This window comes from Afipia sp. OHSU_II-C1, from assembly GCF_000497575.1.
In the GTDB taxonomy this organism is placed as follows: Bacteria; Pseudomonadota; Alphaproteobacteria; order Rhizobiales; family Xanthobacteraceae; genus Afipia.
Map to the genome: position 1 here is coordinate 24774 of NZ_APJI01000017.1, position 25808 is coordinate 50581.

Annotated in this window: 23 protein-coding genes; 19 read left to right on the plus strand and 4 right to left on the minus strand. The window is 61.8% G+C overall.

Going from position 1 to position 25808, the window contains the following annotated elements; all coding sequences use genetic code 11:
• The first annotated feature begins 151 nt into the window (after window positions 1–151).
• From I554_RS0119920 to I554_RS0119955, 8 genes are all read left to right on the plus strand, one after another.
• Window positions 152–1435 (plus strand): nucleotide sugar dehydrogenase, encoded by a 1284-nt coding sequence (locus I554_RS0119920; protein ID WP_024578041.1) that lies wholly within the window; start codon window positions 152–154, stop codon window positions 1433–1435.
• Window positions 1436–1454: 19 nt separating this feature from the next.
• Window positions 1455–2471: an NAD-dependent epimerase gene (locus I554_RS0119925; RefSeq protein WP_024578040.1), complete on the plus strand. Its 1017-nt coding sequence runs from the start codon at window positions 1455–1457 to the stop codon at window positions 2469–2471.
• 24 nt (window positions 2472–2495) lie between these two features.
• Window positions 2496–3908 carry a mannose-1-phosphate guanylyltransferase/mannose-6-phosphate isomerase gene (locus tag I554_RS0119930; RefSeq protein WP_024578039.1) on the plus strand — a complete coding sequence of 471 codons (1413 nt, stop codon included), beginning with the start codon at window positions 2496–2498 and terminating at the stop codon, window positions 3906–3908.
• A gap of 180 nt (window positions 3909–4088) precedes the next feature.
• Complete coding sequence (locus I554_RS0119935; RefSeq protein WP_024578038.1) at window positions 4089–5102, plus strand: Gfo/Idh/MocA family oxidoreductase; 1014 nt, start codon at window positions 4089–4091, stop codon at window positions 5100–5102.
• 34 nt (window positions 5103–5136) lie between these two features.
• Window positions 5137–6282, plus strand: a complete 1146-nt coding sequence (locus tag I554_RS0119940; RefSeq protein ID WP_024578037.1) for a DegT/DnrJ/EryC1/StrS family aminotransferase — start codon at window positions 5137–5139, stop codon at window positions 6280–6282.
• Window positions 6283–6527: 245 nt separating this feature from the next.
• Window positions 6528–8057 carry a murein biosynthesis integral membrane protein MurJ gene (murJ, locus tag I554_RS0119945; protein WP_024577782.1) on the plus strand — a complete coding sequence of 510 codons (1530 nt, stop codon included), beginning with the start codon at window positions 6528–6530 and terminating at the stop codon, window positions 8055–8057.
• A 72-nt stretch (window positions 8058–8129) separates the two neighbouring features.
• Window positions 8130–10430 carry a xanthine dehydrogenase family protein molybdopterin-binding subunit gene (locus I554_RS0119950; protein ID WP_024577783.1) on the plus strand — a complete coding sequence of 767 codons (2301 nt, stop codon included), beginning with the start codon at window positions 8130–8132 and terminating at the stop codon, window positions 10428–10430.
• Window positions 10431–10544: 114 nt separating this feature from the next.
• On the plus strand, window positions 10545–10994 hold the full coding sequence (locus I554_RS0119955; RefSeq protein WP_024577784.1) for a cytochrome c: 450 nt from the start codon (window positions 10545–10547) through the stop codon (window positions 10992–10994).
• Window positions 10995–11090: 96 nt separating this feature from the next.
• On the opposite strand, the gene I554_RS0119960 is transcribed toward I554_RS0119955, so the two are convergent.
• Window positions 11091–11519 (minus strand): CHRD domain-containing protein, encoded by a 429-nt coding sequence (locus I554_RS0119960; RefSeq protein WP_024577785.1) that lies wholly within the window; start codon window positions 11517–11519, stop codon window positions 11091–11093.
• A gap of 89 nt (window positions 11520–11608) precedes the next feature.
• Between I554_RS0119960 and I554_RS0119965 the strand changes: the two genes are divergently transcribed.
• The gene (locus I554_RS0119965; protein ID WP_024577786.1) at window positions 11609–12526 is read left to right on the plus strand and encodes a c-type cytochrome; all 918 of its coding nucleotides are present in this window, start codon (window positions 11609–11611) and stop codon (window positions 12524–12526) included.
• A gap of 128 nt (window positions 12527–12654) precedes the next feature.
• Window positions 12655–13632, plus strand: a complete 978-nt coding sequence (locus I554_RS0119970) for a DMT family transporter (RefSeq protein WP_024577787.1) — start codon at window positions 12655–12657, stop codon at window positions 13630–13632.
• An 11-nt stretch (window positions 13633–13643) separates the two neighbouring features.
• Here I554_RS0119970 and I554_RS0119975 read toward each other — a convergent pair whose 3' ends face one another.
• Window positions 13644–13886: an Lrp/AsnC family transcriptional regulator gene (locus I554_RS0119975; RefSeq protein WP_006021479.1), complete on the minus strand. Its 243-nt coding sequence runs from the start codon at window positions 13884–13886 to the stop codon at window positions 13644–13646.
• A gap of 235 nt (window positions 13887–14121) precedes the next feature.
• Here I554_RS0119975 and thiD point away from each other — a divergent pair, with 235 nt between their 5' ends.
• From thiD to I554_RS0120000, 5 genes are all read left to right on the plus strand, one after another.
• Window positions 14122–14922, plus strand: a complete 801-nt coding sequence (gene thiD / locus I554_RS0119980; protein WP_024577788.1) for a bifunctional hydroxymethylpyrimidine kinase/phosphomethylpyrimidine kinase — start codon at window positions 14122–14124, stop codon at window positions 14920–14922.
• A gap of 298 nt (window positions 14923–15220) precedes the next feature.
• On the plus strand, window positions 15221–15880 hold the full coding sequence (locus tag I554_RS0119985; protein ID WP_024577789.1) for a class I SAM-dependent methyltransferase: 660 nt from the start codon (window positions 15221–15223) through the stop codon (window positions 15878–15880).
• Between the two features lie 42 nt (window positions 15881–15922).
• On the plus strand, window positions 15923–16735 hold the full coding sequence (locus I554_RS0119990; protein ID WP_024577790.1) for a UDP-2,3-diacylglucosamine diphosphatase: 813 nt from the start codon (window positions 15923–15925) through the stop codon (window positions 16733–16735).
• Window positions 16735–17808, plus strand: a complete 1074-nt coding sequence (locus tag I554_RS0119995) for a glycosyltransferase family 1 protein (RefSeq protein WP_024577791.1) — start codon at window positions 16735–16737, stop codon at window positions 17806–17808. The genes I554_RS0119990 and I554_RS0119995 overlap by 1 nt, the downstream gene beginning before the upstream one ends.
• 279 nt (window positions 17809–18087) lie before the next feature.
• Entirely contained in the window at window positions 18088–19068 is a 981-nt protein-coding gene (locus I554_RS0120000; protein ID WP_024577792.1) for a threonine/serine dehydratase, read from the plus strand.
• Window positions 19069–19126: 58 nt separating this feature from the next.
• Here I554_RS0120000 and I554_RS0120005 read toward each other — a convergent pair whose 3' ends face one another.
• Window positions 19127–20155, minus strand: a complete 1029-nt coding sequence (locus tag I554_RS0120005; RefSeq protein ID WP_024577793.1) for a hypothetical protein — start codon at window positions 20153–20155, stop codon at window positions 19127–19129.
• Window positions 20156–20345: 190 nt separating this feature from the next.
• On the opposite strand from I554_RS0120005, the gene I554_RS0120010 reads away from it, so the two are divergent.
• Entirely contained in the window at window positions 20346–21479 is a 1134-nt protein-coding gene (locus tag I554_RS0120010) for an MFS transporter (protein WP_051358701.1), read from the plus strand.
• On the opposite strand, the gene dgcA is transcribed toward I554_RS0120010, so the two are convergent.
• The gene (gene dgcA / locus I554_RS0120015) at window positions 21476–22480 is read right to left on the minus strand and encodes an N-acetyl-D-Glu racemase DgcA (RefSeq protein ID WP_029659838.1); all 1005 of its coding nucleotides are present in this window, start codon (window positions 22478–22480) and stop codon (window positions 21476–21478) included. The two genes, I554_RS0120010 and dgcA, sit on opposite strands and share 4 nt — an antisense overlap.
• Before the next feature lie 137 nt (window positions 22481–22617).
• On the opposite strand from dgcA, the gene I554_RS0120020 reads away from it, so the two are divergent.
• The 3 genes from I554_RS0120020 to I554_RS0120030 are packed head-to-tail and all read left to right on the plus strand — an operon-like array spanning window position 22618 to window position 25400.
• The gene (locus tag I554_RS0120020; protein WP_024577796.1) at window positions 22618–23751 is read left to right on the plus strand and encodes an MlaE family lipid ABC transporter permease subunit; all 1134 of its coding nucleotides are present in this window, start codon (window positions 22618–22620) and stop codon (window positions 23749–23751) included.
• Between the two features lie 9 nt (window positions 23752–23760).
• The gene (locus I554_RS0120025; protein WP_024577797.1) at window positions 23761–24531 is read left to right on the plus strand and encodes an ABC transporter ATP-binding protein; all 771 of its coding nucleotides are present in this window, start codon (window positions 23761–23763) and stop codon (window positions 24529–24531) included.
• Window positions 24532–24560: 29 nt separating this feature from the next.
• Window positions 24561–25400, plus strand: a complete 840-nt coding sequence (locus tag I554_RS0120030; RefSeq protein ID WP_024577798.1) for an MlaD family protein — start codon at window positions 24561–24563, stop codon at window positions 25398–25400.
• Window positions 25401–25808 lie beyond the last annotated feature (408 nt).

The window sequence follows — 25808 nt, forward strand, 5'->3', positions numbered from 1 at the left end:
GTCATTTTCAGGGTCTTGGTATGGCTTTAGAGGTGCTCTGGCAATAGGTAAGCTCAACCTATTGCCGCAGCCACCGCACGGCGGCTAAAGAGGGCAGCTTGATTGGGGCATCTGGCGTGGGTGACGCCCATTCGGCTTGGGGACGGAATTCGTGACACACGGGCGCAAAATTGCGGTCATTGGGCTGGGTTATGTCGGATTGCCGGTCGCGGCGGCTTTTGCCCGTGCCGGGGTTCCGGTGACCGGCTTCGATATCGATCAGAGGCGCATCACCGAGTTGTGCGAGTTTCACGATCGCACCAACGAAGTCGAGACAGCCGATCTGCGCCATGCCTCGCTTTCGTTCACCCATGACGTGAATGTGCTGGCATCGTCGAATTTCTTTATTGTCACGGTTCCGACACCAATCGATGAAGCGCGCCAGCCTGATCTCGGCGCCATGTTCGCGGCTTCCCGTACGGTCGGCAAAGTGCTCAAGAAGGGCGACATCGTCGTTTACGAGTCGACGGTTTATCCGGGAGCCGTCGAAGACGAATGCGTGCCGCTTCTGGAGAAAGCATCCGGCCTCAAGGCAGGAGCTGATTTCAAGGTCGGTTACTCACCTGAACGCATCAATCCGGGCGACAAGCAGCACCGTTTCGAGACCATCATGAAGGTGGTGTCGGCGCAGGATGCTGCAACGCTCGACATCGTGGCCGATGTTTACGGTTCGGTGGTGATTGCCGGGATTCATCGCGCTCCGTCCATCAAGGTCGCCGAAGCGGCCAAGGTGATCGAGAACACGCAGCGCGACCTGAACATCGCTTTCATGAACGAACTGTCGTTGATCTTCCAGGCCCTGAATATCGATACCGGCGACGTGCTTGCCGCGGCGCGCACCAAATGGAATTTCATGCCGTTTCAGCCGGGACTCGTCGGCGGACACTGCATCGGCGTCGATCCCTATTACCTGACCTATCGAGCGGAGAAGGCGGGGTATCATCCGGAAGTCATTCTCGCTGGACGCCGTATCAATGACGGTATGGGTCAGCGCATCGCGCGTGAATGTATCCGTGGCCTGCTTCGCCGCAAGGGCGGCGCGGGCGTCGTCACCGTGCTGGGGCTTACTTTCAAGGAAGATGTGCCGGATACACGCAACTCGCGCGTGGTCGATATTATTCGCGAACTGGAGTCATTCGGACTTCAGGTGCAGGTCAGCGATCCGATGGCAGACCCCGCCGATGCCATGCACGAGTATGGCGTGAAGCTGATTGATTCTGATTCGTTGCAGCCCGCCGATGCAATCATCGTGGCGGTCGCCCACAAGGCTTACGTCGATGCGGGATGGCCGATGATCCAGAAGTTGTTGAAGAACGGAGACGGTCTCGTTCTCGACGTAAAGATGCGGCTTGATCGCGACAGGCTGCCAGCCGGTATCGAGTTGTGGCGCCCCTGACCGCAGGATGGTGAACGGAATGTCGGACGAGACAGTACTTGTTACGGGGGCCGCGGGTTTTATCGGCTTCCATGTCACGCAGAAACTCTTGCAGGCTGGCCGCCGTGTCATCGGTCTGGACAACATCAACAGCTACTACGACCCGAAGCTGAAGGAAGCGCGTCTCGACGTGCTGAAAAACGATCCGGCCTTCAGTTTCGTCAAACTCGACCTTGCCGACAGGGCCGGGGTGGCGGACCTGTTCAGCGCGCATCGCTTTCCCGTCGTGATCCACCTCGCCGCGCAGGCAGGTGTCCGGTACTCGCTGGAAAATCCGCACGCCTATGTCGATGCAAATCTTCAGGGCTTCACGAACATCCTGGAAGGTTGCCGGCACAACGCATGCCGTCACCTGCTGTATGCATCGTCGTCTTCGGTGTACGGAGCCAATACCAAGCTGCCGTTCTCCGTGCACGACAGCGTCGATCATCCCATCAGTCTCTACGCGGCTTCGAAGAAGGCGAACGAGCTGATGGCGCATGCGTACAGCCATCTTTATCGCATTCCCTCAACCGGCCTGCGGTTCTTCACGGTGTATGGGCCATGGGGCCGTCCCGATATGGCGATGTTCCTGTTCGCCAAGGCCATTCTTGAAGGCCAGCCGATCAAGCTGTTCAATCACGGCAACATGCGGCGTGACTTCACATACGTAGACGACGTAACCGAAGCCATCGTGCGGCTGATCGATCATGCGCCGACAGGGCAGACCAAGGCGCCGGACGCGGCTCCCGATCCCGGGACCAGCGCGGCTCCCTGGCGGGTGTTCAATGTCGGAAACAATCATCCTGAGGAATTGCTCAAGGTCGTCGAACTTCTCGAGAAGGAGTTCGGGCGCACCGCGACCAAGGAAATGCTGCCTATGCAGCCGGGTGACGTGCCTGCCACTTACGCCGATGTCGATGACTTGATGCGCGAGGTCGGCTTCCGCCCGTCTACGACAATCGAAGACGGTATCGCGCGGTTCTCGGCGTGGTATCGCGACTATCATCGGCTATAGGCCTCTGAAACAGTTTGAGGACGCATGAGCGAGCGAATTATTCCACTGATTATGTGCGGCGGTGCAGGCACTCGGTTGTGGCCTGCTTCGCGCGAAGGGCGCCCAAAGCAATTTCTTCGGCTGTTCGGTTCGAACTCGACCTTTCAGGAGACGATGCTGCGTGTGAGCGATCCAGCGCTGTTCGCGCGGCCCATCGTTATTACGAATGCGGCCTATCGCTTCATGGTGCTCGAACAGCTCAGCGAAATCGGGCTAGAGGCGGACATCCTCCTCGAGCCGGCACGGCGTGATTCCGGTCCCGCGATCGCCACCGGTGCAGCTTTCGCCCTGACCCGGGACCCGGATGCTGTCGTGCTGGCGCTGGCCGCGGACCATGTGGTGCGGAACGTTCCCGCTTTCGTCGAAGCTTGCCGGAAGGCGCTCGGCGCTGCGAATGCTGGACGTATCGTCACGTTTGGCGTTTTGCCGGAGCGGCCTGCGACGGAATACGGTTATATCCGGCCTGGAGAGGTCATCTCCGGTGATGTCCGCAAAGTCTCGAAGTTCGTCGAGAAGCCGGACCCTGCAACCGCCACGGGCTATGTTGCCGAAGGTTATCTGTGGAACTGCGGTAACTTCATGTTCCGCGCCCAGATGCTGCTGGATGAGTATCGCGGCGTCGATTCCGACAGTGTCAGTACGCTGGTCGACGCGGTGGCCAATGCCGGACGCGATCTCGATTTCGTGACTCTCCCGCTTGAGTCGTTCGGAAAGGCGACCCCGATCTCGATCGATTATGCGGTCATGGAAAAAACCACCCAGGCTGCCGTTGTGCCGGTTGATTGCGGCTGGTCCGATGTCGGCTCCTGGCACGCGGTGTGGGAGCTTTCGGACAAGGACGAACACGGCAACGTCGCGCAGGGCCTGACTGTGTTCGAAGACTCGCGCAACTGCAATGTCTCCACCGACAAGGCGCTGGTCGCGCTGGAGGGCGTCGACGATCTTGTCGTCGTGGCGACGCAGGACGCCATTCTGGTGTCCCGCCAGAACGATCCCAATGGTTTGAAGCGGCTGGTGGGCAAGCTGCGAACTGTGGCTCCGCAGGTGACCGAAGACCACATCAAGGTGCATCGGCCGTGGGGGTCATATCAGTCGCTCGATATCGGCGAACGCCATCAGGTGAAGCGGATTGTTGTGAAGGCAGGCGGCCGGCTCTCGCTGCAAAAGCATCATCACCGGTCCGAACACTGGATCGTTGTGCGCGGAACGGCGCTCGTGACGGTCAACGAGCTGCAAAAGATGGTTCACGAGAATGAGTCCATCTACATCCCGATCGGCGCGGTCCACCGGATGGAGAATCCCGGCAAGATTCCTCTGGAACTGATCGAGGTCCAGACCGGCAGTTATCTGGGCGAGGACGACATCATCCGCATCGAGGACGATTATCGGCGCTCCTGACGTTGCGTCGATCTGGAAAGATTCCAATTTTTCAATGGGTTATATCGAGGGTCGATGTAATTCTTTGAATCAAAACGTGTAGGGAATCCAGGCCGCTCCGTTCGCCACACATGTGACGACATGCTAGGACATCTGCGGCGAGCGGGCAGCGACTCGTGCCCGGTTTCAAGGAATCAGATGATGAGCTCGACGGTGTCGACAAAGAATACGGCTGGCAACGAACGAGTTTTGCGCGTCGGTGTCGTTGGCGCGGGGGTCATGGGCACCAATCACGCCCGCGTGCTGGCCGGTCTGCCCGGTGTCGAACTTGTCGGTATTGTCGATCCGCTTCAGGCGCACCGCACGCGCGCGCTGGAGATTGTCGGCTGTCCGACGTTCGCGACTCTGGAAGAGATGCTCGATGCCGGCCCCGATGCCGTGACCATCGCCGCGCCGACACACCTTCATCGCGATGTCGCTCTTGCCTGCATCGCGCGAAAAATTCACGTCCTCGTCGAGAAGCCGATCGCGTCGTCGGTCGAGGAAGGGCACGAGATCGTCACCGCCGCACGCAATGCCGGAGTGACACTGATGGTCGGCCATGTCGAGCGGTTCAATCCGGCTGTCGCCGCGATCAAGCAGGCGATCAAGGACGAAGAGATCCTTTCGATTGCGATCACCCGCGTCGGGCCGTTTCCGCCGCGCATGTCGAATGTCGGCGTGGTGATCGATCTTGCCGTTCACGACATCGACCTCATCCGCTGGTTCACTGAATCCGACATCGTCGATGTCCAGCCGCAGCTGGCGAGCGCCGTCGCCGAGCGCGAGGATATCGCGCTGCTTCAGTTCCGTACTGCGTCCGGCGTGCTTGCCCATATCAACACCAACTGGCTGACGCCGTTCAAGGCGCGCAGCGTCACCGTGGCGACGCGTGGCAAGTACGTTCAGGGCGATCTGCTGACGCGGCAGGTGACCGAATGTTTCGGTTTCCAGCGCGACGGCAGCTACTCGATGCGGCATCTGTCGGTCGGACACGACGAACCTTTGCGCGCTGAACTGGTTGCCTTCCTCGATGCCGTGCGGACCGGCAACGCACCTGCCGTGACGGGCGATGAAGGCGTCGCCAGCCTCGAGATTGCGATCAAGTGTCTCGATGCTCCGGCGGGCTCCATCGCCGCACCGCTGCGCAAGGGGCCGCGCGCCGTCGCAAGCTGACGGCATCTCATCTTTCGAAATGGATACGGCACGCATGAACCAGCATTTGCGATCAGAACCCGTGGCATTCATCGACATTGGCGCTCAGCGCCGGCGTCTCGGCACGAAGATCGATGACGCCGTTGCGCGCGTGCTGACGCATTGCCAGTTCATCAACGGTCCCGAAGTCACCCAGCTTGAGGCCGATCTGGCGGCGTTCTGCGGCGCAAAGCATGTGGTCGCCTGCGCCAGCGGCACGGACGCATTGCTGATGGTGCTGATGGCGCAGGGCATCGGTCCCGGCGACGCGGTGATCTGTCCGTCGTTCACCTTCTGCGCGACCGGCGAAGTGGTCGCGCTGACCGGTGCGACGCCGGTGTTCGTCGATGTGAATGAAGTCTCGTTCAACATGGACATCACGTCCCTGAAGAAGGGCATTGCCACTGCGCGCAAGCTCGGCTTGAAACCAAAAGCGATCGTGCCGGTCGATCTGTTCGGCCAGAGCGCGGATCACGATGCGATCATCGAGGTTGCAAAAAGCGAAGGCCTGTTCGTGCTGGACGACGCCGCGCAGTCCTTTGGCGCCACCTACAAGGGCAGGCGTCTCGGTACGTTCGGTCTGGCGACGGCGACCAGCTTCTTTCCGGCCAAGCCCCTCGGATGTTTCGGCGACGGCGGCGCGATCTTCACGAACGACGCCGATCTTGCCGAGCGCCTGCGCAGCATCAGGGTTCACGGGCAGGGCACCGAGAAATACGACAACGTCCGTCTCGGTCTGACCGCGCGGCTGGACACCATGCAGGCCGCGATCCTGATCGAGAAGCTGAAGATTTTCGACGACGAGATCGCGGCCCGTAACAAGGTGGCGAGCCGCTATTTCGATGCGCTGCATAACATCGTGACAGCTCCGCGCGTGGCCGACGGCAATGTGTCAACCTGGGCGCAGTACACCATTCGGCTGCCGAATGGTGGTCGCGAGGCATTTGCGGACGCTCTCAAGGCGCAGGGCATTCCGACCGCGATCTACTATCCGAAGTCCATGCACCAGCAGACGGCCTACAAGCACTATCCGACTGTGGAAGGCGGGTTGCCGGTCAGCGAAAAACTGTCCTCGGATGTTATCAGCCTGCCGATGCACGCCTATCTCGATCAGGCCGCGCAGGATCGCGTGATCAAGGCTGTGCGCGACGCGCTAGCTTAAGGCGGTACGCTCGATCCCTCAGTCGTCATGGCCGGATTTATTCCGGCCATCCACGCCTTTCTTCTTTTCTCCTTTCGAAAAGACGTGGATGCCCGGGACAGGCCCGGGCATAACGAGCATTGAAAATGTGCCCGCGCTTGGGCATCCCAAAAAAGACGTGGATGGCCGGAATAAATCCGGCCATGACGGGGCAGGTCAGAACTTCACCGGTTCGCGAACGGGACATCATGCGGTAGGACTAGCGGATGCTCGGACGCATTTTCACCGTCGGCGGCTATACCCTTCTTTCGCGGGTTACCGGGTTCGCGCGCGACATCATGCTTGCGGCGATCCTCGGCGCCGGCCCTCTGGCCGATGCTTTCTTCGTGGCGCTGCGGCTTCCCAACCATTTCCGGGCAATTTTTGCGGAGGGGGCGTTCAATGCCGCCTTCGTGCCGGCCTATGCGCATGTCCACGGCGAGCGCGGGGAGGCTGCCGCAAAACTGTTCGGCGATCGTATCTTCACCCTGCTGTTCGTATCGCAGGTCGTGCTGCTGATCCTTGCGCTGGTCTTCATGCCGCAGGCGATGTCAATTCTCGCGCCCGGCTTCACCGACGATCCCGCGCAGCGCCATCTCGCCATTGAGCTGACACGGATCACGTTTCCTTACCTGCTGCTCATTACGCTGGTGACGCTCTACGGCGGCATGCTCAACGTGATGCATCGCTTTGCCAGCGCCGCCGCGGCGCCAATATTCCTCAACCTGTCTATGATGGCGACGCTGGCGCTGGCCGCGTTCTTTCCCACCGCCGGACATGCGGCGGCCTGGGGCGTGCTGATTTCAGGATTCCTGCAATACGCTCTCCTTGCTGGCGACGCCAAGGTTCACGGTATTCTTCCCAAGTTCACCTCGCTGAAGCTCGATGAAAATGTGCGCGGATTTTTCCGGGCACTGGGGCCGGCAACATTGGGTTCGATGGGGACGCAGGTCGCGCTGTTCGCCGATACCATCATCGCGACCTTCCTCGCCGCTGGTGCGCTATCGGCATTGTATTATGCAGACCGTCTCAACCAGTTGCCGATCGGGGTGATCGGCATCGCCATCGGCACGGTGCTGCTGCCGGAAATGTCACGGCGAATTACCGCCGGCGATGATGAGGGCGCGATTGCTTCGCAGCGGCGCGCGTTCGATTTCACGCTGCTTTTTTCAGTCCCCTTCGTCGCCGCCTTTCTTGTCGTGCCGGATGTCATCATGCGCGCCATGTTTGCGCGGGGCGCGTTCTCGAAAGCCGATGCGGTTGCTGCGGGGGCGACGCTCGCGGCTTACGCCGTGGGGCTCATTCCGTTTGTTCTGATCAGGAGCGCCGTCGCCACTTTCTATGCCCGCAAGGACACCGCGACACCAGTCAAGGCTGCGCTGACCGGCGTGGCCGTCAATGTCGGGCTGAAACTCGCGCTGGTCGGGTCGCTGGCGCAAATCGGGCTCGCGCTGGCGACCGCTGTTGGTGCATGGGTCAATCTCCTGCTTGTGCTTCTTTTTGCGACACGCCGCGGGTTCTTTGTGTTCGATCGGGCTTTTCTTGTGTCCTTGGCGAAGTTCGCGACAGCGGGCGCGGTGTTGGCTGCGGCGCTATGGCTCACGTCCCGTTGGGCGGCGACAGCATTGGCGGGGATGACATCGCTGCGCGATGAAACTGCTCTCGGAATTTTGATCGTGGTCGGCGTCATTGTTTACGGCAGCAGCGTGTTGCTGCTGTTCGGAAAGCGATGGCTGACAGCGCTGATTCGCGGGTAAGCCATTTGCGCTTCCTTCCATTCCGCTGCATGATGGACGTTAGAAACGTTTCAGATCGCAGCCGGAGATAGCATGGCTCCCGTAAAATTCGGTGTCGGGCAGAGCGTCCTGCGCAAGGAAGACGACGCGCTCATTCGCGGCAAGGGCCGTTATACGGACGACTATACGCCGGCGGCGGCGATGCATGCCCTGGTGCTGCGGTCTCCGCACGCCCACGCAAAATTCAAGATCGATGTGTCGCGTGCCAGAGGGCTCCCCGGCGTTGGGGCAATTCTCACCGCAGACGACATCAAGGATCTCGGCGGTCTTCCCTGTCTGTTCAATCTGCCCGACGAGCCTTTCACAGGTCCTCCGTACCCGATCCTCGCGCGCGACGTGGTGCGCCATGTCGGCGATGCCGTCGCTTTCGTGGTCGCGGAGACTGTGGAGCAGGCGCGCGACGCCATTGAGGCGATTGAGGTCGAATGGACGGCGCTTCCAGCCGCCATCGGTCTGGTCAATGCGGTGAAGAAGGATGCGCCGCAGGTCTGGCCCGATCATGCCGGCAACATTCTGTTCGATACATCCATCGGCGACAAGAAATCAGCCGAGGCCGCCTTCGCCAAGGCGCACGCTGTGGCGGAGGTCTCCATCGTCAATCCGCGCATCATTACCAACTACATGGAAACCCGTGCGGTGGTTTGCGAGTACGACGCCAGACGCGATCATCTGACGCTGACCATCGGCAGCCAGGGCAGCCACCGCCTGCGCGATATTCTCTGCCAGAATGTCCTCAACATCCCCGTCGAGAAGATGCGGGTGATCTGCCCGGATGTCGGCGGGGGTTTCGGCACAAAGCTGTTTCCCTATCGCGAATATGCGTTGGCCGCTGTCGCAGCCCGCAAGCTGAAAAAGACAGTGAAATGGACGGCGGAGCGCGCCGACCACTTTGTGGGCGATGCGCAGGGACGCGACAACGTCACCACAGCGCGCATGGCGCTGGCGGAGGACGGCAAATTCCTTGGCATGGATGTCGATCTGATGGGCGACATGGGTGCCTATCTCTCGACGTTCGGGCCGTACATTCCGCATGGCGGCGCGGGAATGCTGCCGGGTCTCTATGACGTTCAGGCGTTTTACTGCCGCGTCCGCACCGTGTTCACCAATACCGTGCCGGTGGATGCTTATCGCGGCGCTGGACGCCCCGAAGCGGCCTATGTGATCGAGCGCCTCGTCGATGCGGCGGCGCGCAAGCTCGGCATGACGCCCGATGCGATCCGCCGCAAGAATTTCATTTCGCCGCGTGCGATGCCTTATACGACCGCCACCGGCAAGGTTTACGATTCGGGTGATTTCGCCGCGCACATGAAACGTGCGATGGACATCGCCGAATGGAAAGAGTTCCCCAAGCGCGCCAAGGCCGCGAAGAAACAGGGCCTGGTGCGCGGCATCGGCATGGGCACCTATGTCGAAGTCTGCGGCACCATGGGCGAAGAAACGGCGCAGGTCCGGCTCGATCCCAACGGTGACGTCACGATTCTGATCGGCACCCAGTCGAGCGGGCAGGGGCATCAGACCGCGTATGCGCAAATCGTCGCGCAGCAGTTCGGTATTGCACCGGCGCGCGTCCATATTCATCAGGGCGACACCGACGAGATTCCGACCGGTTTGGGCACTGGCGGCTCAAGCTCGATTCCGTCCGGCGGCGTCAGTGTGGAGCGGGCGACCCGTACGCTCGGTGCGAACCTGAAGGAGATCGCCGCAGAAGCGCTGGAAACCGGCGTCGGCGATCTTGAATTCAGCGACGGCGCGATCCGCATTGTCGGTACCGACCGGACCGTTGCCTTTGCCGATCTGGCCAAACGCGCCGATCCGTCCAAGCTCAACGCCAGCGCCACCTTCAGCAGCGCCGACGGCACCTATCCCAACGGTACACACATCGCCGAGGTCGAAATCGATCCGGCGACCGGCGTGATCCATGTGGTGAACTACGTCATCGTCGACGATTTCGGGGTGACACTGAATCCGCTTCTGCTTGCAGGCCAGGTGCATGGCGGCACCATGCAGGGCATCGGGCAGGCGCTGATGGAGGCTGCGGTTTATGATGCCGCCGATGGCCAGCTTGTGACCGGCACATTCATGGATTACGCGCTGCCGCGCGCCGCCGACGGCCCGTCGATCAAGTTCGAAACCCACAACGTTCCGTGCAAAACCAATCCGCTTGGCGTCAAGGGCGCGGGTGAGGCAGGCGCGATCGGCTCCTGTCCTGCGGTGGTGAATGCGATTATCGACGGTCTCTACCGTGAGTATGGCATCGACCATATCGACATGCCGGCAACCGCGGAGCGGGTTTGGATGGCGATCGCCAAAAGCCGCCGCGAGCACCGATTGTAGAAATTCCCCGCAGCATAAAAAATTGTTGGGCTTGTCAGTTCGCGGCGGGAATGTTGGATTCTGCCATGTGTTGCGGAAAGAACCATTTTGAAACCGAGGGAAGGAAATATCCTGATGATGCGTTCCGTTCTTGTGGCCGCCGCGATCTTGCTCGGCGTGACGGCTGTCTCCGCCCAGCAAGACATCGCCGAGCAGCAGGATAAGCTGATGAAGACACTGGCGAGACCGATGTATGGGGTGCTCGGCCGCACGGTGAGAGGTCAGTCCGCGTACGATCAGGCGGCTATCGATGCCGCACTGGTTCAGCTCGAAGAGAATGTTGGAAAGATTGCGAATGTTTTTGCGGTCAATCCGAAAGAAGATGTTTTCGGTGCGGACTATGGATCGTCGCAAAAAATCTGGCAGAACAAGGCGGATTTCGACTCGAAAATTCCTCCCGTTGCCAAGGCCATTGCGGACGCCAAGGGCAAGATCAAGGATGCGGACAGTCTGAAGGCGGCGTACACCACCATCAACGACCGGTGCAACGATTGTCACGAAACCTACCGGGTCAAGCTGAAGTGACGGCTTGATTTCATCCAGTTCAGGTAAATGAACACGGGGCGGTCGCATTCAAGCGATCCGCCCCTTTTGTTATCCGGTAGAATCTCGGCTGCGAAACTACTTCGTGACCTGCCCGCGAATTTCGCCGCCTGGATTCGCCGCGGTGTGGACGTTGATGTACAGCTTTCCAGCCATCAGATCAGCGGCCTGCGCATCGGTCAGGGTCGCGCTGCCTTCGGCTCCGCTTGCGGCGTCCTTGAACGGGATCATGACGGGAGCGTTCTTGCCGGCTTCGGCGGGGCCATGAAAATGCGCCATGGTGGCGGGCCCGGTGAGGCCGGAATAGGTCGTCTTCCAGGTCAGCATCTTGCTTGAGGTATCGTAGGTCACGTCCGCCGTGCCTTTGCCCGGGCTGGTGTTGGGCGGCACCTCGGCGGCACTGGTCAGATTGGCCTTCATGCTGATTTTCTCGGCGAAGGCGGGTGCGCCAAGTGCGACGCAAGCGCCGATAACAAGAAACCCGCGCGCAATTGTTTTGCGGTTCATGGTTTTCTCCCCTAGTTTTTGGCTTTCCAATACTGACTGAACACTGGCTGAGGCCGTTTAGTTCCTGCCGATTCCCTTGAGGGGTTCATATGTTTCGGAAATTTTTCCTGCTGGCGATTGTCGCGCTCGCCGCTGGCCTGGCAGTGTTCTGGCTTGTCACCGTTCCCGCAGTGGTCTCAGCCGAGGCGCTGCCGGCCTATTCGCCCAACGTCGCCAATGGACAGGCCGTCTTCAACGCCGGAGGCTGTGCGTCGTGTCATGCGGTCGCGGGCGAGCCGCGCACCATGCTCGGCGGCGGACTTGCCATCCCATCTTCGTTCGGCACTTTCTATGCGCCGAACATTTCGCCGCACAAGCAGAACGGGATCGGCAACTGGAGCGAGGCGAATTTCGTCACTGCCGTAAAGCACGGGACGTCGCCAGCGGGAACGCATTACTTCCCGTCGTTTCCCTACGGCTCTTATGTGCATGCAACGGACAACGACATTCGTGATCTGTTTGCCTATATCAAAACCTTGCCGCCACTCTCCGGGCGCCCGCGTCCGCACGATGTGAATTTTCCGTTCAACGTCCGCCGCCTCATCGGCGGATGGAAATTCCTGTTCATGGATGACAAGCCGTTCACGCCTGACCCGAAGCAGTCAGCGGCGTGGAATCGCGGCGCTTATCTGGTCAACGGACTGGGTCACTGCGCCGAGTGCCACAGCCCTCGCAATTTCCTCGGCGGCATTGTGTCCTCGCAGCGCTTCGCCGGAGGCCCGAATCCCGAAGGCGAGGGCTGGGTGCCGAACATTACCCAGAAGGGCCTCAAGAGCTGGACCGAGAAGGAACTCGCCTGGTTCCTCAAGACCGGCGAATTGCCCGACGGCGACACCGCAGGCGGCTCGATGGCGCGCGTGATCAAGAACACATCGCAGTTGAGCGATGAGGATCTTGCGGCGATGGCGACGTACCTCAAGTCCTTGCCGGCCGTGGACGGCCCGGTGCGGCCCAAGAAGAAGACCTGAGGCGGGGTCAGTCCGGGCCGAAGAGCCCTGCATACCCCGGCCAAAAGCCATGTTGGGAGCGGGGTTTCCCGGATCGCCACCCCGTGCTTTGTCGGCCCGGAATTGCCGCAGGATTCTCGACTTTTTCCATGAATATCGTCAAAGCCGTTTCGTTCAAGGTCGCCAGCACATTGATGTTCGCGGTGATGGGCGCCCAGGTCCGTTATCTGGCCGGGGCCTATCCGGAAGGTCAGGTCGCGTTCTTCCGTTCAGTGTTCGCGCTGATCCCGATCCTGGTCGTCTTCGGCTGGCGCGGACAGCTCAAGGGTGCGCTTCGGACCGAGCGGCCGTCCGATCATCTTCTGCGCGGCGTCTTCAGCGTGGTCGGGACGTTTGCCACCTTCGCCGCGCTGGCCCGGATTCCGATTGCCGACTTTACCGCCATCGCGTTCGCGTCACCGCTCATCACCGTGGTTTTCGCGGCGGTGTTCCTGAAGGAAAAGGTTCACGCCTATCGCTGGTCCGCCGTCGCCTTCGGTTTCTGCGGCGTGATCCTGATGCTGATGCCTTACTTCCGCGATCACGCCGCGCTGACGGCGTCGATGATGGTTGGAATTCTGTTCGCGCTGACCAACGCATTCACCGCAGGCGGGGCGTCGATCCAGATCCGTCGCTTGACCGCGACCGAGACGACGTCGTCCATCGTGATCTTCATGACGCTGCTGGTTCTGCTGGTGTCGCTGCTGACCGCGCCGTTCGGCTGGCGCATGCCTTCGACGTGGCAGGATGTTGCGATCCTCGCGGGGATCGGTATCGCGGGCGGGCTTGGCCAGATTTTCTTCACGGACAGTTATCGGTTCGCACCGGCGTCGTTTCTCGCGCCGTTCGATTACACAGCGATGTTGTGGGCGTTCCTGCTCGGTTATTGGTTTTTCGGTGAAGTACCGACGCTCTATGTCGTGATCGGCGCGATCGTCGTCGCCAGCGCCGGGATTTTCGTCATCCTGCGCGAACGCTATCTCGGGCTGAAACGGCTGCGCGATACGCCGGTCGCGGCCATCGCGACCATCGCCGACGGCGAGGAAGATCCTGACGCGCCGGTGTCAGACACGGCCAAGGCGGCCTGAAAAGGCGGCTCTTACGTTCCGAACGCCTTGAACGTGATGATGGTGTAGGTGTCCTGGATGCCGGGGATGACCTGCAGCTTCTCGTTCACGAAATGGCCGATGTCGGTCCCGCTGTCGACGTAGAACTTGACCAGCAGATCGTAGTCGCCCGCAGTCGAGTAGATTTCCGACGCGATCTCGGCCTCGGCAATCGCATTCGCGACCGTATAGGACTGGCCCAGCTTGCATTTGATCTGGACAAAGAAGGGCACCATCGCTGTGTCTCCGGCAGGGCAATTTGACGTCTTCGGAAGCCGCAATAGAACCAAATCCGCTCCCTGTGGCAAGGCGGGTTGCCGGACGTTTCTTCTTGCTTCCCTCTCCCCCCAACCCTCTCCCCCGAGGGGAGAGGGAACACATCGCCTGCGTTACAATGCTTCTCTCCCCAGTTAAAATGATCTAGAGCCCTGACGTAGGCTACGGAAAGCCTGGCGGAACGACGAGAAGTCCATGAGCATACCGATTGCGCTCACCATTGCCGGTTCGGATTCGAGCGGCGGCGCCGGGATTCAGGCCGACCTCAAGACATTTGCGGCGTGCGGCGTTTATGGCGCGTCCGCGATTACAGCGCTCACCGCACAGAACACAAAGGGCGTCACCGGCATCCATGACGTGCCGGCGGATTTCATCACCGCGCAGATCGATGCCGTGTTCAGCGATCTCGACGTCAAGGCCGTCAAGATCGGAATGGTCGCGCGGCGGGAAGCGATCGAGGCCATCGTGGCCGGCCTCGACCGCTGGAAGCCAAAGCACGTTGTCGTCGATCCGGTCATGGTCGCGACATCGGGCGATCGCCTGCTGTCGCCCGATGCGGTCGATGCGTTGCGGGCCAAGCTGTTTCCGCGTGCGAGCCTGATTACGCCGAACCTGCCGGAGGCTGCCGCGCTTTTTGGTGAGGCCGTGGCCGCGAATGAATCCGACATCGAACGTCAGGGCAGGCGGCTGCTGGCGATGGGATGTCCTGCCGTTCTGATCAAGGGCGGCCATGGAAGCGGACCCGAGAGCACGGATTATTTGATCGATGCGAACACCGTCATCCGGCTGGCCGCGCCGCGCATTGCCACCACCAACACCCACGGCACCGGTTGCTCGCTGTCGTCGGCCATCGCGGCGGGATTGGCGAAGGGCAAGGATCTCGAAACCGCCGTCCGCGAAGCCAAGGCTTACATCAGCGCGGCGATCGCCGCAGCGGACCGGCTTGACGTCGGGCATGGTCACGGGCCGATCCACCACTTTCATGCGTTCGATTGATCGCGAAGCTTGAGAGTGGCTCCCTTCACCTCTCCCGTGGGGAGAGGTCGTCCGGCGAAGCTCGCGCAGCGAGCGAAGACGGGCGGTGAGGGCGTAGAATCTCTCGATTTACCGAACCCCCTCACCCCAACCCTCTCCCCACGGGGGAGAGGGAGCACATCGCGCCCGGAGATGAGGTTGCGAACGGCTCAGAGCACGCGACAACCTGACGCGTTTGTCGCCTGTTTGTCGTACTCCGCTGCTAATCGCCAATAAGCGAAACAAAATCTGATTCCTCAGACCGCTTATTGGAACCAAGATGAGCTCGACCGATCTCGACAAATCCATTGTTGAAACCGCCTACGCCCGCTGGGCGCCGATCTACGATGCGGTCTGCGGTCCGGTCATGGTGAAGGGCCGGCGCGCGGCGGCTGCCGCTGCTCGATCCATCGGCGGGAAGATCCTGGAAGTCGGCGTCGGCACCGGCCTGTCGTTCGACGACTACGACAGCAGCACCGAGATCACCGGCATCGATATGAGCGCGCCGATGCTGGAGAAGGCACGCGCGAAGATGGCGAGCGGCAAGTATCCGTTCGTCAAGGCAGTCCACCAGATGGACGCCCATCACATGACATTTGACGACGCCACGTTCGACTGCGTCGTGGCGCAGTTCGTGATTACGCTGGTCGCCAATCCCGAGCAGGTGCTGTCCGAATGCCACCGCGTGGTGAAGCCGGGCGGCCGCATCATCCTCGTTAACCACCTCTATTCGGAAGTCGGCGTCGCGGCGGCTGTCGAGCGCTGGGCAGCGCAGAAGACCCGTGCGCTCGGCCTGCGGCCTGAATTTCCGTTCGCGCGCCTTCAGGCATGGGCGCAATCAAACGCAGGCACGACCCTCGTCGAGCGGCGCAAAGTTGCGCCGTTCGGCATCTACACACTTGTTTGTTTCGAGCGAACTGTCAGCTCGCAGGCTGCCTAGTCCGTCATCGGACTGTCATGCGATTCTGATAAGCGCTCGCCCATGGAAAGACAGGCTATGAGCGACAGTAGTCCAGAACGGCTCTTTCGCACTTTGTTTATCTCCGACGTCCATCTCGGAGCCCGCGGCTCGCAAGCCGACCGCCTTCTCGACTTTCTCCGCTGCCACGACGCCGATACCATCTATCTCGTCGGCGACATCATCGACGGCTGGGCGCTGAAGTCGAACTGGCACTGGCCGCAGTCCCACAACGACTTCGTGCAGAAGATGCTGCGCAGGGTCCGCAAGGGCGCCAAGGTGATTTACATTCCAGGCAATCACGACGAGTTCTTGCGCTCGTATTACGGCACGCATTTCGGCGGCGTCGAGGTTGTCGAGACCGCGATTCATGAAGGCGCAGACGGCAAGAAGTATCTCGTCATTCACGGCGATATCTTTGATCTTGTCGTGCAGAACGCGCGCTGGCTCGCGCATCTCGGTGACCGTGCGTACGATTTTGCGATTCAGATGAACCGTCTGGTCAATGCGTTCCGCAAGCTGTTCGGCCGGCCTTACTGGTCGCTGTCGCAATGGGCCAAGCTGAAGGTGAAGAACGCCGTGAACTATATCGGCGCGTTCGAACAGACGCTGGCGGGCGAAGCCAAGCGTCACGGCGCGGACGGCGTGATCTGCGGGCACATTCATTATGCGACCATCCGCGATGAAAACGGCATCCGCTACATGAACTGCGGTGACTGGGTTGAGAGCTGCACGGCGCTGGTCGAGCACGACGATGGCCGTTTCGAAATTCTGACCTGGACCGACCCGGTGCGCCGGCCGCAGTCCGCACCTCGTGTGACGGCACAGGCCGCTTGATGCGTATCCTGATCGCGACCGACGCGTGGCACCCGCAAGTGAACGGCGTGGTGCGGACGCTTACCAAGATGGCGGAAGCGGCGTCGTCGATGGGCGTCGATGTTGAGTTTCTCACGCCGCAATCATTCCGCACGATCTCGCTGCCGAGTTACGCCGATATTCATCTGGCACTGCCGCGGCCGGGCAAGATCGCGCGAATTATCGAAGAGGCGCAGCCCGACTACATTCATATCGCGACCGAAGGACCGATCGGGATATTGGTGCGGCGTTATTGCCAGAAGAACAGGGTGCCGTTCACCACCAGCTTTCACACCCGCTTTCCCGAATATGTCTCGGCACGTTTTCCGATCCCGGAATCATGGGTCTGGGCAGCGCTGCGCTATTTCCACGGCACCAGCGATGCGGTGATGGCGGCGACGCCCGCGCTTGCGGAAGAATTGCGCGGGCGCGGCTTCCGTAACGTCGTGCTGTGGTCGCGTGGTGTCGATGCCGAGCTGTTCCGGCCACGCGATTTCGATCTCGCCCTGCCGCGTCCGATCTTCCTGTCGGTGGGCCGCGTCGCGGTCGAGAAAAATCTCGAAGCGTTTCTGGATCTCGATCTGCCCGGCACCAAGGTCGTGGTCGGCGACGGTCCCGCCAAGGCCGAGCTTGAGCGCAAATACCCTGACGCGGTGTTCCTCGGCACGATGCAGGGTGAAGCGCTTGCCGAGACCTATTCCGCCGCTGATGTGTTCGTGTTTCCGAGCAAGACCGACACCTTCGGTCTGGTCCTGCTCGAAGCGCTCGCCAGCGGTGTGCCTGTTGCGGCGCTGCCGGTGTCCGGCCCGCTCGATGTGATCGGCGACGCGCCGGTCGGTGTGCTGAACAACGACCTGCGCGCGGCGTGCCTGGCTGCGCTGGAGATCCCTCGCGAAGCCTGCCGGGAGTTCGCCGCGTCCCGAAGCTGGGGCGCATGCGCCCAGGCCTTCATCGATAACGTGACGCGTGAGCGTCCGCCCCAGGTCAAGCGCCGCTGGCGCCGCCGTCTCGCCCGCCGGCTCCGGCTGACATCGGAATCCGTGCCAACCGCCTGATCGCGAGGTGCCGCGATTCTTCGTGTCTGATTCTTCTGTGTTGATCGGGAGCGAGACGCACGTTCCTCTTCACCTCTCCCATGGGGAGAGGTCGGATCGCTTGAGCGATCCGGGTGAGGGGGTACGCTCTCTCGATAGATTCTACGCCCTCACCCCAACCCTCTCCCCACGGGAGAGGGGGCCGACCGCGTCCGGTGCTGCATCGAGACAAATAATGTAGTTCAGACGGTCGAGCGCCGACGATCTTGCCCATATGCATCAGCGCGCTATACATGCGCCATGACCGAACTTGCTCTCCCCACCAATGCAGATGTCGAAGCCGCCGCGCGCGTTCTCGCGCCCGTCGCCGTCCGAACCCGCCTCATCTCGTCGCCCGCGCTCGATGCACTGACCGGCGGACGCATCTTCCTGAAGCCGGAGGTGTTGCAGCGAACGGGATCTTTCAAGTTTCGCGGCGCCTTCAACAAATTGTCCTCCATTCCTGAGGCCGCGCGCAAAGCCGGTGTCGTTGCGTTCTCATCCGGCAATCATGCTCAGGGCGTCGCGGCTGCGGCGCAGATTCTCGGCATGCCGGCAGCGATCGTGATGCCGTCCGATGCTCCAGTGTCCAAGATCGAGCGGACTAAGAGCTACGGCGCTGAGGTCATTCCCTATGACCGCGACAAGGAAGACCGCGATGCCATCGCTCGCGATCTCGCGAGCAAGCGCGGCGCGACTGTCGTTCCCCCTTATGACGATCCGTGGGTGATCGCGGGGCAGGGCACCGTGGGCCGCGAGATTGCGGAGGATTTGTCGGCGCTTGGTGTCGCGCCGGACATCGTCTCGGCTCCGGCCTCCGGCGGCGGCCTGATGGCCGGTATTGCGCTGGCAACCAAAGCGAAGTTTCCCGATGCGGGGCTGGTCACTGTCGAACCTCATGGCTTTGACGATCACGCGCGTTCGTTCGCGGCCGGGCATCGCGAGCCGCACCGCGCTGTGGGCCGCACCATCTGCGACGCGCTGATGGCTTCCATTCCCGGCGAGATCACTTTCGCCGTCAATCAGAAGCTCGGCGCGCAGGGCGTGACGGTGACGGATGACGAAGTCGCGAAGGCCGTTGGATTTGCCTTTCGCGAACTGAAACTCGTTGTCGAGCCGGGCGGCGCGGTCGCGCTGGCGGCGCTTCTTGCGGGATACCTCAACGCCAAAGGCAAGACCGTTGCCATCGTCCTGTCCGGCGGCAATGTCGATGCGGATCTCTACGCGAAGTTGATTCAATAGGCGTCACAATTCGGCCCTTTGCCTGCCTTTTGCGGCAAAGACCGTCACAACTTCGCCTTTAGCTGAAGAACGCGATTCTTTCGGCCTGGCTCATCCGCCGGATCGGCGCCAGCGGATCGCTGCGCGGCGTCGCGGGCCTGGCGATAATCCCGCTGGCGATCAGGCTCTCACCAAGCGATGCCGGGGCGGTCATCGCGCTCTCGGGCACAATCTCCGGAGTCGGCTCGGGCGCTTCCGGCAGGATTTCCAACTGTATGGCCATCGTCGGCTCGGAAGCCTCCTCCGCCGGACTTACCAGTTCTACCGGCAGGCTTTCTTCCACCAGCTGCACCGCTTCTGTCGCCATCTCCGGAGACGAAGCCTCAGACACGGCCGCTACGTCGAACAATTCCTCATCGGCAGCGGCAATCTGCACCTCATCGGAGGCCTCGATAGGGGCCGTATCGGCGACGTGGAGTGCCGCACCGGATTCAGCCTCGCTCTGCGGCTCGATAGTGGAGGGGGCAATGGCCTCCATCTCGCGCACAGCCTGATCGAAGGCTTGCAACACGCCGTCCCGAATGCCGCCCGCGGCAACGTGATCGCAGGCAGTGTTGATCGCATCGACCTGCGACTCCAGCAGAAAGCAGATCCGCCCGTCCGCGCCGGACTCGCGCAGCCCCCAGGCGATCTCGCGGATCACCCGCGCGCACTTCCGCGACGGTGCCAGCGATTCCTCGAACGCCGCGCCCGACAGGGCAGCGGAAACGCTCTCGCGAGCGGCGGCCACGATGGCTTTGACTGCGGCCATGGCCTCAGGCAACTCGCTTGAAGGCGGCTCGACCGGCGGGGTTTCGATCAGCGGGGTTTCGACAATGGCCTGCTGCCGCTGTTCCTCTTTCTGGGCGGCAAGCGAGCTTTCGATGCGGGCGACGGCCTCAAGCACCATCGCGGTGTCGGCGTTTCGGTTGCGCCGCGTGTATTCGTCGAGAAACCAGCGGCCCCGCGCGGTCTCCAGAAACGCCTCGCGGATAGCCTCGAAGTCCGCGTCCGTCGGAGACGCGGCGCGGGCTGAGATCGGCGACAGGGCGAAGGCTTCGTTGGCCATGAAAACCCGTGAGACAGAAACCTGTAGAACAGAAACGCGATGACGCGATCCACACGCAAAAGCGATGTCCAGATACACCGAACACGCGCTAGATAACGATCACCACGAACCGCAGCGAATCGCAATTCCCTTGCTCACCAGCGAATCACAAAAGCACCCGGCCGGGCAATCCATCGCCCGCCGATTTGCCATGCGGATCAGCCTGTTTTATGCCTCGACTTTCGGCATCATCGGCGTCCACCTGCCGTTCTTCCCGGTCTGGCTGAAGGCGATCGGCGTCGATGTGTCCTGGATCGGATTCATCACTGCCGCGCCGTCGCTCTCTCGTTTCACCGTCTTGCCGTTCGTCACGGCGACGGCCGAGCGTCGCCAGATCCTGCGCGGCACCATGATCGCGCTCGCGTTCATCACGGCCGTTGGCTTCGCCGTGCTGGGGCTGCTTCGCGATCCGCTCACCATCCTGATCGTGTATGTCGTGATCGCCTGCCTCTGGACGCCGCTCAGTCCGCTGACGGACGGTTACGCGCTGAAGGGCGTCACACGTCACGGGCTCGACTACGCGCAGATGCGGTTGTGGGGGTCTGCGTCATTCGTGGTGTTCGCGATGATTGCGGGCGTTCTGTTCAAAGTGATCGATCCGCAGAATCTGATCTGGATCATCGTTGCGGTTGCGGTTCTCAGTGCCGTTGTTGGTCTCGGCATTGTCCCGCTGGATGCGCCGCCGGCCGGTACCGCACCGCAGGGGCGAGCGAGCGGCCTTTTACGGAAGCCGCTGTTCCTCGCCATCATTGGTGCCTCGGCGCTGATCCAGGGCAGCCACGCCGCCTATTACGCGTTTTCCTCGATCACCTGGCAGAATGCCGGATTTGGCGGATTCGCCATCGCGGCGCTGTGGTCGCTCGGGGTGGTCGCTGAGATCGTGGTGTTCGCGATTTCGCCGCGTCTCGCGTTATCGCCAACGGTCATGGTCCTGATCGGTGCCGTCAGCGCGGTGGTGCGCTGGGCTATCACCGCGCAGGAGCCGCGGATCGAGTTGCTCACGGCGATGCAGGTGATGCATGGGCTGACCTTCGGGATCACGCAGGTCGGCACCGTCGCCTTGATGGTTCGCAACGTGCCGCATCACATGCTCGCAAGCGCGCAGGGCTATATGGTCGCCTCGCAGGGGGCCGTGACCAGCCTGACCATGATGCTGTCCGGTTTGATCTATGCGCGGGTCGGCGAGGGCGTCTATTACGCCATGGCCGTGATGGCGTTCGCCGGTGGGCTCATTATGGTCGCCGCACGCCAGCGGCTCGATGCGCACCACGCGATGACGGACTAACCCCAGAGTTCGGCACCGGGCGGATAGACCGTGCTGCCGTCATAGCGCAGACCGTTGTCGCGGTCCCTCGCCAGCAGCAATGGTCCGTCGAGATCGACCACGCGTGCGCCCTGCGCGATCATCAGCGCAGGGGCCATCGCCAGCGACGTCGCGACCATGCAGCCGACCATCAGGTCGAATCCCAACGCCTTTGCGGCTTCGGCCATGGCCAGCGCCTCGGTCAGGCCGCCGGTCTTGTCGAGCTTGATGTTGATGGCGTCGTAGCGCTCCCTCAGGCCCTCCAGCGACGCGCGGTCGTGCACGCTTTCATCGGCGCAGACGGAGACGGGCCGCTTGATCCTGGCCAGCGCCTGATCATTTCCTGCGGGCAGGGGTTGCTCGATCATGGTCACCCCGGCATCAGCGCAGGCGGCCAGATGCCGTGCCAGGTTACCGTCGGTCCAGGCTTCGTTGGCATCGACGATCAATTCGGCTTCAGGTGCAGCCTTGCGAACAGCGGCGATCCGGGCCTCGTCGCCGTCGCCCCCGAGCTTGATCTTGAGCAGCGGGCGATGGGCCGCCTTCGCGGTGGCTTCCGCCATGGTTTCCGGCGAGCCCAGCGAGATCGTATAGGCCGTGGTCAGCGGGCGCGGCGCGGGACGGCCGAGAAGGTCCCAGATGCGCTTTTCCGCCACCCTGGCCTCAAGGTCCCACAGGGCGCAGTCGAGCGCGTTGCGGGCGGCGCCTGCCCGCATCTGCGCCTGCAGCATCTGCCGATCCAGCCCGCCGCCGAGCGCGTCCTGCATGGTCTGGATGGCTGCGAGCGTTCCCTCCGGCGTTTCGCCATAACGGGCATAGGGAACACACTCGCCGCGCCCGACAATGGCCTTACCGTCACGGCTTTGGCGACTTACCTCGGCCACAATCACAACGGCTTCTGTCTTGGCGCCGCGGCTGATGGTGAAGCCACCGGCAATGGGCCAGCGCTCGATCCGGGCGGCGAGTGTCAGCGATGGCATCATTTGTGAAATCGATTTTCGTGAGGATGGGCTTGCCTGAATATGGCAATTATGGCTCTTAGTCACATCCCCGTACAGTTTCTTGGCATCGTGATAGGTTGCGTCGTCAGCCGGGCACGGAATCGGCGCAGGAGTTGGGCTTGAACGGCAATCCGACATTGGAGCAGGTGACCGTCGGCGCAGGCCTTGCACTGCGCGCGGCCGGCCAATGGACCGTCCATTACGCCCCCGATCTCGAAAAGATCGTCGAGGACACCGAGAAGCGGAATGGCGGCTCCGCCAATATCGTCATCGATGTGTCGGAAGTCTCCAGCCTGGATACTTTCGGGGCCTGGCTGATCGAGCGGATGCGCCGCAGCCTCACGCACGGTGGTGTCGAACCCAGAGTGGCCGGCCTGTCCGACAACTACGCCAGCCTTGTGAACGAGGTGCGTCAGGTCAAAACCGGCGTTGTGCACCAGCGCCGCCGGCAAACCATCGTCGGCATGCTGGAAGGCGTCGGCCGCAGCGTGGTCGAGGTCGGCGGCACGCTGGTCGGCCTGATCGGCATGCTGGGGGCGATCCTCAATGCGCTGTTCCGGGTGATCCGGCATCCGACCAGCTTCCGCTTCACCTCGATGATCCACCACCTCGAACAGGTGTGCTGGCGCGCGGTCCCGATCGTTGTCCTGATCACCTTCCTGATTGGCTGCATCATCGCCCAGCAGGGCATCTTCCACTTCCGCAAGTTCGGCGCCGATGTGTTCGTGGTCGACATGCTTGGCGTGCTGGTGCTGCGTGAACTCGGCGTGCTGCTTGTGGCGATCATGGTCGCCGGCCGTTCGGGCAGCGCCTACACCGCAGAACTCGGCTCGATGCGGATGCGCGAGGAAGTCGATGCGCTGCGCACCATGGGCTTTGACCCGACCGAGGTGCTGATCCTGCCGCGCATCGTCGCGCTGATCATCGCCATGCCCATTCTCGCATTCCTTGGCGCAATGGCGGCGCTGTATGGCGGCGGACTTGTCGCCTGGGGTTACGGCGGCGTGCAGCCGGATGCGTTTTTGTCGCGGCTGAAGGAAGCCATTTCGATCAACCATTTCACGGTGGGCATGGTGAAGGCGCCGTTCATGGCGCTGGTGATCGGCATCGTCGCCTGTGTCGAGGGCGCCGCGGTGAAGGGCAGTGCGGAGTCGCTCGGCCAGCACACCACGGCCTCGGTGGTGAAATCGATTTTCTTCGTCATCGTCATGGATGGCCTGTTCGCAATCTTCTTCGCGACGATCAATATTTAGGACCGGTTGATGGCGGAGAACTTCGACGATCACATCATCAGGGTGCGTGACCTCACGGTGAAGCTGAACGAGAACCTCATTCTCGATCATCTCGACCTCGATGTCCGGCGCGGCGAAATCCTCGGCTTTGTCGGCGCGTCGGGCGCGGGCAAATCGGTACTGACCCGCACGATCATCGGCCTGATCCCCAAGCTGGCCGGCAATATCGAAGTGTTCGGTGTCGACATGGGCAAGGCCAGCGAGGATCAGCGCCGCGCGGTCGAGCGCCGCTGGGGTGTGCTGTTCCAGCATGGCGCGCTGTTCTCGTCGCTGAACGTGCGGCAGAACATCCAGTTTCCGGTGCGCGAGTTCATGAACGTGTCCGAGCGGCTGCTCGATGAAATCGCCATCGCCAAGCTCGCCATGGTCGGCCTCAAGCCTGAAGTCGCCGACCGGTTCCCGTCGGAACTGTCCGGCGGCATGATCAAGCGCGTGGCGCTCGCCCGCGCGCTGGCGCTCGACCCCGAGATTGTGTTCCTCGACGAGCCGACCTCCGGTCTCGATCCGATCAGCGCCGGCGATTTCGATCAGCTTGTGATGACGCTGCAGCGCACTTTGGGACTGACCGTTTTTATGGTAACCCATGATCTCGACAGCCTTAAAACGGCCTGCAACCGGATTGCAGTGTTGGGGGATCGTAAGGTTCTCTTGGTAGGCACAATGGACGACATGCTGGCCTCGCAGCATCCTTGGCTGCGGGCCTATTTTCATGGCAAGCGCGCCCGTGCTGTCGTCGCGTAAGTACGTATTGCGTATTTGGAGTTAAGTTGATGGAAACAAAGGCAAATTACGTCCTGATCGGGGCGTTCACGCTTGCGGTGGTGGCCGCGGCCTTTGGCTTCGTGTTCTGGTTTCAGAACCTCGGCGCGGCAGCCCAGCGCGTTCCGCTGCGCATCGTGTTCGAGGGCGCGGCCTCCGGCCTGCGCACCGGCGGCAACGTCAACTTCAACGGCATCAAGATCGGTGAAGTCACCTCGATCAAGCTCGACGATCCCAAGCGCGTGGTCGTGATCGCCAACGTCGACAAGAACGCGCCGATCCGTAAGGACTCGCTGGTCGGTCTCGAATTCGCCGGCCTCACCGGCGTCTCGTCGGTGTCGCTCAAGGGCGGCTCGATCGAGGCGGGCGGCGTGCCGGTCGCCGAGGACGGCGTGCCGACGCTGACGGCCGATCCCAATGCGATCCAGGACATCGGCGAAGCGGTGCGCGGCGTGCTGCAGAACGTCAACAGGCTGGTTCTTGAAAACCAGGAAACCCTGCACAGCAGCATGACCAACATCGAGGTGTTCTCGAAGAGCCTTGCCGCCAATTCGGCGCGCATCGACAGCATCATGGCCGGCGTTGACGGTCTGATGGGCGAGAAGGGCGAGTTGCAGGCCGCCGCCAAATCGTTCCGCGAACTGGCCGATAATCTCGACAAGCGCTCCGCCGGTCTGATCATCGACGGCCGCCGCACGCTGGCCGACATCAGCCGCGCGGTGAACAATTTCGACCGCAACCCGACCCGCGTGCTGTTCGGCGCGGGGCAGAAGGACGTTGCACCGGCTCCGCCGCCTCCGGCTCCAACCCCGGTCCGAAGTCCCGCCGACGCCCGCGCACGGCAGCGGTAGGGCGGCTTACCTCGCCCGCTTGTGGCGAGTGGCGTTGAGGCATCCACGCAATCTCTCAACTGGTCGTCCCCGCGAAGGCGGGGACCCATACTCCCTGAGTTCTCGATTTGAGGGAGATGCCGGAGCAATCTTCTCGCCATCATCAGGATGTTCGGTGGTTATGGGTCCCCGCCTTCGCGGGGACGATGATTGGGTGTGATGCGACAGCGTGCGCCACTTCAATTTTCCGATTCAAATATCAAACAGCCACGCATGATTGCTCTCGCGATTGATCGCGAGTTGATCTGTTAGTTGCCCCGGACAACGAGGGGCATGGAGCGTCGCGAGGCGCACCTTGTGTTCGTTTCGCTTCCGGCATCGCGTGCGAGGCGATGTGAGGTCCGGAAGCGCATCGCCTTGCGGCGCTCC